Here is a 6,105-nt window from a genome sequence, read left to right on the forward strand (position 1 = left end):
GTTTCACTAAGGATGGACATTGCCAGTGCAGGACCGTAGCGGTCAACTGTTCAGTCCCAATAGGCGGCGGCCATAAAATCGCGCTTCGCAATTCCCCGATCCAGAAGATGCTTGCGGGCATTACGCGCATCACTGGCCCGCCCCGCAAACCAGACATAGCCATCCTGCGGTAGCTCAAAACCGGCAAGGGCAGCCAGCAGATCGTCAGATTGCGAAACGCGCGGATCATCGGTCAAAGCGCCCAGATCTGCCTGACTGGCTGTGATGAAGGCACGCACCGGTCCCGGAATCATAACCGTCGCCAGTTCCAGAATACGCCGGATGGCTGGCAATGCCGTCTGGTCTCCGAATAATGTCAGGGCAGGTGCTTTGGGGCACCAACCGCCGCCCGGTCCGATAATCGCAACCTGCGTCCCCGGTGCCACCGTATCGGCCCAATCACAGGTCGGGCTGCCATTATGCCGGAAAATGTCGAATTCAATCCAATCACCACCCTGCGCGGCGACGGTATAGACGGGGCGGTGAAGCGCATCGTCACCCTCGGGCCAGATTGTCCGTCCGGTCGGCCCGACACGCGGCCAGACCGGAACACGACCCTTTTGCGGTAAAAGCAGGCGAAAATGCAGGCTGTCCTGACCAAAGCGGGCGGCATCATCCCCAGTCAGGCGCACACGCATGAAATTGGGCGAAGGCAGATTGATATCTGCCACCGTCATCACGGACAGACCCGGTGCCAATGCCCCCTCATCGACGTGATCCCATGCGATATCCAGACCGGCCTCGGCAAAGATTTCGGTGGCGCTGTCCTGTAGATTGCCGATCAAACGTAGTTCGGGGGCCAGCAACTCGACGCGAGCGCTGTCGGTTTCGGCCGTCAGCCGAACCTCGCACCCCCAGACAAACAGGCTAAGGATGCCCGCCGTTTCAACCAGTGGTGCATCCCATGCACTGGCCCGCGCACGCAGCGCAACTGCAGCAGCACCCGAGGCGCGAGGAATAACACCGGCACGGCGGTGGCTGGACATAAGCGACATGGCGGTCCTTTCGGTTAGGACATTCCTGATATGACCAACCTAATTTGTCAACTAAACAGGCGGCGCATAGGAATTATTGTTAAAACGAATAATGGAATATTTTTTCAAAATACTTGGCAAACGGCTGGCTCTGTCGTATCCACAATGTGACGCAATCTGCGGCGGACCTGCAATCCGGCCGCAACCGGAGGGAAAAAACATGGATGCCAGCACGACGGTCTATCACGGGCTAGAGGTCGATACCGGCTTTGCCCGCTTTGTCGAAACACAAGTATTGCCCGGAACAGGTGTTGATGCCGATCGCTTCTGGAAAGGCTATGCCCAACTGCTGGCCGAATGTGCAGACGAGAATGCCGAACTGCTGGCCCGCCGCGAAAAGCTGCAATCGCAGATTGATGACTGGCATCGTGCGAACCAGCCAATGGACCCTGCCGCCTATCGCGCTTTCCTCACGGATATCGGCTATCTGGTGCCCGAACCCGCAGCTTTCACAATCGACAACGGTGATGTCGATCCCGAGATCGCGTCGCTCTCCGGCCCCCAGCTGGTTGTTCCGGTCAGCAATGCCCGCTTTGCCTTGAATGCGGCAAATGCGCGTTGGGGATCGCTTTATGACGCGATGTATGGCTCGGACGTGATGGGCCCTGTACCAACAGGTGGTTTTGACACTGCGCGTCGCGATGCCGTAGTTGCCAAGGCTGCAAAGTTTCTGGACGAGACTTTCCCGTTGGCGGTCGGCAGCCATGCTGATGTCACCGAGTATGCCCTGAACGGGGATAAGCTGCAGGTAACGGTGGATGGACAGACGGCTGGCCTTGCCGATCCGTCGCTGTTTGTTGGCGTCCGGAAAGACGGTGCCGATACCGCCTATGTGCTGCGTCACAACGGTTTACATGTCGAACTGGTGATCAACGCGGATCATCCGATTGGGGCCGCATCGGCCAGCGGCTTGCGCGATGTGGTCATGGAATCCGCCCCGACCGCCATTCAGGATTGCGAAGACAGCGTTGCTGCCATTGATGCTGCCGATAAGATCGGCGTCTATGGTAACTGGCTGGGTCTGATGAAAGGCGATCTGACCGAAAGCTTTGACAAAGGCGGCAAGACCATGACGCGGCGTCTGGCCGATGACCGCCAGATCACCCGACCCGATGGCAGCATCTTAACCCTGCCCGGTCGCGCCTTGCTGCTGGTCCGCAACGTCGGGCATCTGATGACCACCGATGTCGTTCGCCTGAACGGCAAGCCCACCCCCGAGGGGTTGATGGACGCTATGGTCACCACGGCCTGCGCCATTCATGACCTCAAGCGCACCCACGGATTGGGCAACAGCCGCAAGGGCGCGATTTATATCGTCAAACCCAAGATGCATGGTCCCGATGAGGCTGCATTTGCCGACCGTGTCTTTACCCGTGTCGAAGAGGTTCTGGGACTTGCACCAAATACGGTCAAGCTGGGCCTGATGGACGAAGAACGCCACACCAGTGCCAATCTTGCGGCCTGTATCCATGCAATCCGCAATCGTATTGTTTTTATCAACACCGGCTTCCTTGATCGCACTGGGGATGAGATCCATACCTCGATGCAAGCGGGGCCGTTTGTCGGTCGTGACGGCATGAAAAACTCGGTCTGGCTGAAAGCATATGAGGATCGCAACGTGCTGATCGGCCTTGCCGCCGGTATGAAGGGACGGGGCCAGATCGGCAAAGGTATGTGGGCGAAACCGGATGCCATGGCCGAAATGCTAGAGGTCAAGATCGGCCACCCAAAATCCGGTGCAACCACCGCTTGGGTGCCCAGTCCGACCGCAGCCACGTTGCATGCGATGCATTACCACATGGTCGATGTCGCAGCACGGCAGGCAGATATGACGGGACAGCCTTTGCCCGGCCTTGATCTGCTTCTGACGCCTGCTCTGGCTGACGCACCCATGCCGCAGGACCAGTTGATGCGCGAGCTGGACAACAGCGCGCAAGGCATCTTGGGTTATGTCGTCCGTTGGGTTGATCAGGGCATCGGCTGTTCGAAAGTACCAGATATTGACGATGTCCAACTGATGGAAGATCGTGCTACCTGCCGGATCAGCGCGCAATATCTGGCGAACTGGCTGGAACATGGATTGATCACCACCGATCAGGTTGAAGACGCATTGCGCCGCATGGCCGCCAAGGTCGATGGCCAGAATGCGAATGATCCTGCCTATTCCCCTATGGCGCCAGGTTTCGACGGCCCCGCATTTCAGGCTGCGCGCGATCTGGTGCTGACAGGCGCCAAGCAGCCCTCTGGCTATACAGAACCTGCGCTGCACGCCCGCCGTGCCGAGGCCAAGGCCAAGGCCAAGGCCAAGGCGAAAGCGTAAATAATCACGGGCGCCACTCAGGCGCCCGTGATATCTGGCGATAAATGACGCAGGAACGGCTATTCCACGCAAATGTGCGCGTTACAGCAGTTCCTTTAGACGCTGCTCGATTTGACGGCGTCTCCAAGTAGATCTGATCTGTTTTGCATAAAGGTTTTTGGGCACCAGGCAGGTTTTCTCATCTCCGTGTTTCATTGAGAACCGCCGCGTTGCTGCGGCAATCCGGCTGTCGGCTGCGGTGAGCGCGGCAATCGTCACCTCGACCTCGCGGATATCTTCGGGTTCAATGTTGTCAAAGCTTTCATAGCGCGCGCGATCAAGAAGGTTGGTAACACTGCCGATGTCGACCGAGTCCCCGCTTTTCAACGGCCCCTGAAGTGTCGCCTCGCGCGGGGTCTGGTGCTGTTCGCGCGCGATTTCAGTGCGATCAGCAACCGACCGAATACGTTCCCCCTGCGCGGTCATGACCGAAAGCATTATTTCCAGAATATAGACCGGCTCGAACCCAAGATTACTAACCAGAATACGGGCGGATAAATCGCGTGCGCCGCCCAGATGGATCAGGATTTCGGTTCGGCGCTGTCGTCGCAAGCCGGACACCAGAATATGTAGATAGACCATCCAGACCAATGCGGTAATCGCGGCCATCGTCGCCTGAACGATACCGCTGTTTTCAGATACCCAGTCCCACATAAAGCGCCCCTTCAAGATCAGATGGTCCAACACCGGTTCCGGAATGTTGTTCCATGACTAGATCCAGTCCGAAGCTATTAATGCAGTAACCCAATGCGCGAGAACGGTTCATTCTTTGCGGGACGACCTAACCCTTAAGTAAGATCATTAGCTGACCAAGGTACAGAATTTGACCTGCCCCCCGGTCGTCCCTCGTTCATAACAAGGTTCCTCGGGGTTGATAGTGGTCGGTTTCGGGTTGGACAAGCGCGCCGGGCGCGTTGCCATCAAGTATCTCAAGCGTCCGGCGCGCTTCTGCTGGGGTCTGGTTGCCAAGTGAGGAATACGGCCTAACGTGATTGTAGTCATAGCGCCATAGCGCCATAGGGCCATAGGGCCATAGGGCCATAGGGCCATAGGGCCATAGGGCCATAGGGCCATAGGGCCAGCTTGCAGCGGGCTTCGGCGAGGTTGTCGAATATTTTCTCGTTGAGGCATTCGTCACGCAGGCTGCCGTTGAAGCTCTCGATGTAGCCATTCTGCTGCGGTTTGCCTGGATCGTGTAATGCCATTCGATGCCAATGTCTTTCATCAGTCTGACAACTGTGCAGCGCGCTGTGTCAAATCCTTCCCGGCGCATCTGGTGCCAGACTTTCCGTACGCCATAGACGCTGAGGTTTTCCTCAAAGACACGCTCAATCTCGGGCTTCAGCTCTTCGTCACGCTTGGCGCGACCGGAAAGGCGTGAAGGGTCAGCGCGCTTGGCTAAATGATCATAGAAGGTGGCAGGGGCAATCGGCAAAACCCGGCAAATTGGCTCGACCCCATGATCCGCGCGGTTATCTTCTATGAACCGGATCATCGTTTCAGTGGGCGGTCGAGCTCCGCCTGGGCAAAATATGCGGACGCTTTGCGCAGGATCTCATTGGCCTGCTTCAACTCGCGCACTTCGCGCTCAAGCGCCTTCATCTTCTCGGCATGCTCGGTCGTGATGCCGCCGCGCTGGCCAGTATCAACCTCGACCTTCTTAACCCATTCGTTCAGCGTCTGCGGCGCGCAGCCAGTCTTAGAGGAAATCGACACAATAGCCGACCAACGGCTTTCATGCTGCCCGGCGCCATTCAACACCATCCGTACAGCGCGTTCGCGGACTTCTGGTGAATACTTGTTCGTTGTCTTTGTCATGATGCTCCATCCTACTCATGAGTTGGAGCCTCCACCAAACCCGGCGCGGTTCAGTTCCTCATCTCGTCTACTCATTCAGGTTGGGCAGACTCTACATCAGACTGAGGGAACTTCTGGGGGGCAGGACAAATGATTTGCTATGGCGCCTCGCTCCTGAACTTTACGGATACTTGGCGTTGATGATCGGCGGAATATACGCAAGGCTATCATCGTGGATCGCAGTCGCTCGCAATGATTAGTCAGAATTAAGATAAGCAGGGATCGATAACGGCGCGGCAGCTAAATCGGCCTTCGCTTTATCGCAAGCACTGTTCTGATGGATCACCAAATGAGAAGTCTGGCAATGTGATATAGTTGTAAATACCAAGCTATAAACTTGAAACAGCGATGTCTATCGATCAACACGGCTACAAACGATGCAAATGCAGCATTGGCATCGCTTTCGCAGTAGCCGACAGTTTCAGCCCATAAAATGGAAATATTTCCGAACCCAAAAAACTGAGCAACAGCTGATTACATTCCAAGTAAGGCGTTGGGATTAGTAAATCATCATCTCAAGAACAAGTATGCTACGCCGTGGCAACGGACCTTGCTGGCGCCTTGACTTCGCTTTCGCCAACGCACTTTGATGAGTTGTGAAGTAAGTGCGGGTTAATAGGTATTCACATTCCAAAGAACGCTGCTTCGCTAGGGTCAGGACTTCGGTAACAGGGTCGTCTTAGTCAAGCGTTTTCGCGCATGAGCCGAGAGGTGGTCCTGAATTTTCGACCAGTTTTCCGCCGGGCTAAGCTATAGCATGGGTTTCATGTCAGGCGGCGGCTTTCAGGTGTTGATTGTGAGTATCATAGGCCTCGC

3 protein-coding genes, 1 pseudogene and 1 other annotated feature are annotated in these 6,105 nt (G+C 56.3%); of the genes and pseudogenes, 1 reads left to right on the forward strand and 3 read right to left on the reverse strand.

Annotation, left to right across the window (positions count from 1 at the left end; all coding sequences use genetic code 11):
* Window positions 1-50: 50 nt before the first annotated feature.
* Complete coding sequence (locus tag DWB67_RS14200) at window positions 51-1,034, reverse strand: siderophore-interacting protein (protein ID WP_119808213.1); 984 nt, start codon at window positions 1,032-1,034, stop codon at window positions 51-53.
* A gap of 199 nt (window positions 1,035-1,233) precedes the next feature.
* Between DWB67_RS14200 and DWB67_RS14205 the strand changes: the two genes are divergently transcribed.
* The gene (locus DWB67_RS14205) at window positions 1,234-3,393 is read left to right on the forward strand and encodes a malate synthase G (RefSeq protein WP_119808222.1); all 2,160 of its coding nucleotides are present in this window, start codon (window positions 1,234-1,236) and stop codon (window positions 3,391-3,393) included.
* Window positions 3,394-3,474: 81 nt separating this feature from the next.
* On the opposite strand, the gene DWB67_RS14210 is transcribed toward DWB67_RS14205, so the two are convergent.
* Both DWB67_RS14210 and DWB67_RS18650 read right to left on the reverse strand, forming a co-directional pair.
* The gene (locus DWB67_RS14210) at window positions 3,475-4,116 is read right to left on the reverse strand and encodes a hypothetical protein (RefSeq protein ID WP_147385940.1); all 642 of its coding nucleotides are present in this window, start codon (window positions 4,114-4,116) and stop codon (window positions 3,475-3,477) included.
* Window positions 4,117-4,282: 166 nt separating this feature from the next.
* A pseudogene (locus tag DWB67_RS18650) lies at window positions 4,283-5,250 on the reverse strand (integrase core domain-containing protein).
* Window positions 4,853-4,969: a sequence feature (AL1L pseudoknot), on the reverse strand. (Overlaps the previous pseudogene by 117 nt.)
* Window positions 5,251-6,105 lie beyond the last annotated feature (855 nt).

The sequence above is a fragment of the Paracoccus sp. JM45 genome (genome assembly GCF_003590715.1).
Taxonomy (GTDB): domain Bacteria; phylum Pseudomonadota; class Alphaproteobacteria; order Rhodobacterales; family Rhodobacteraceae; genus Paracoccus.

Bases quoted from the DNA above. Each gene is read 5' to 3' on its own strand.
- DWB67_RS14200 (WP_119808213.1), bottom strand. From the start codon at position 1,034: ATGTCGCTTATGTCCAGCCACCGCCGTGCCGGTGTTATTCCTCGCGCC.
- DWB67_RS14205 (WP_119808222.1), top strand. From the start codon at position 1,234: ATGGATGCCAGCACGACGGTCTATCACGGGCTAGAGGTCGATACCGGC.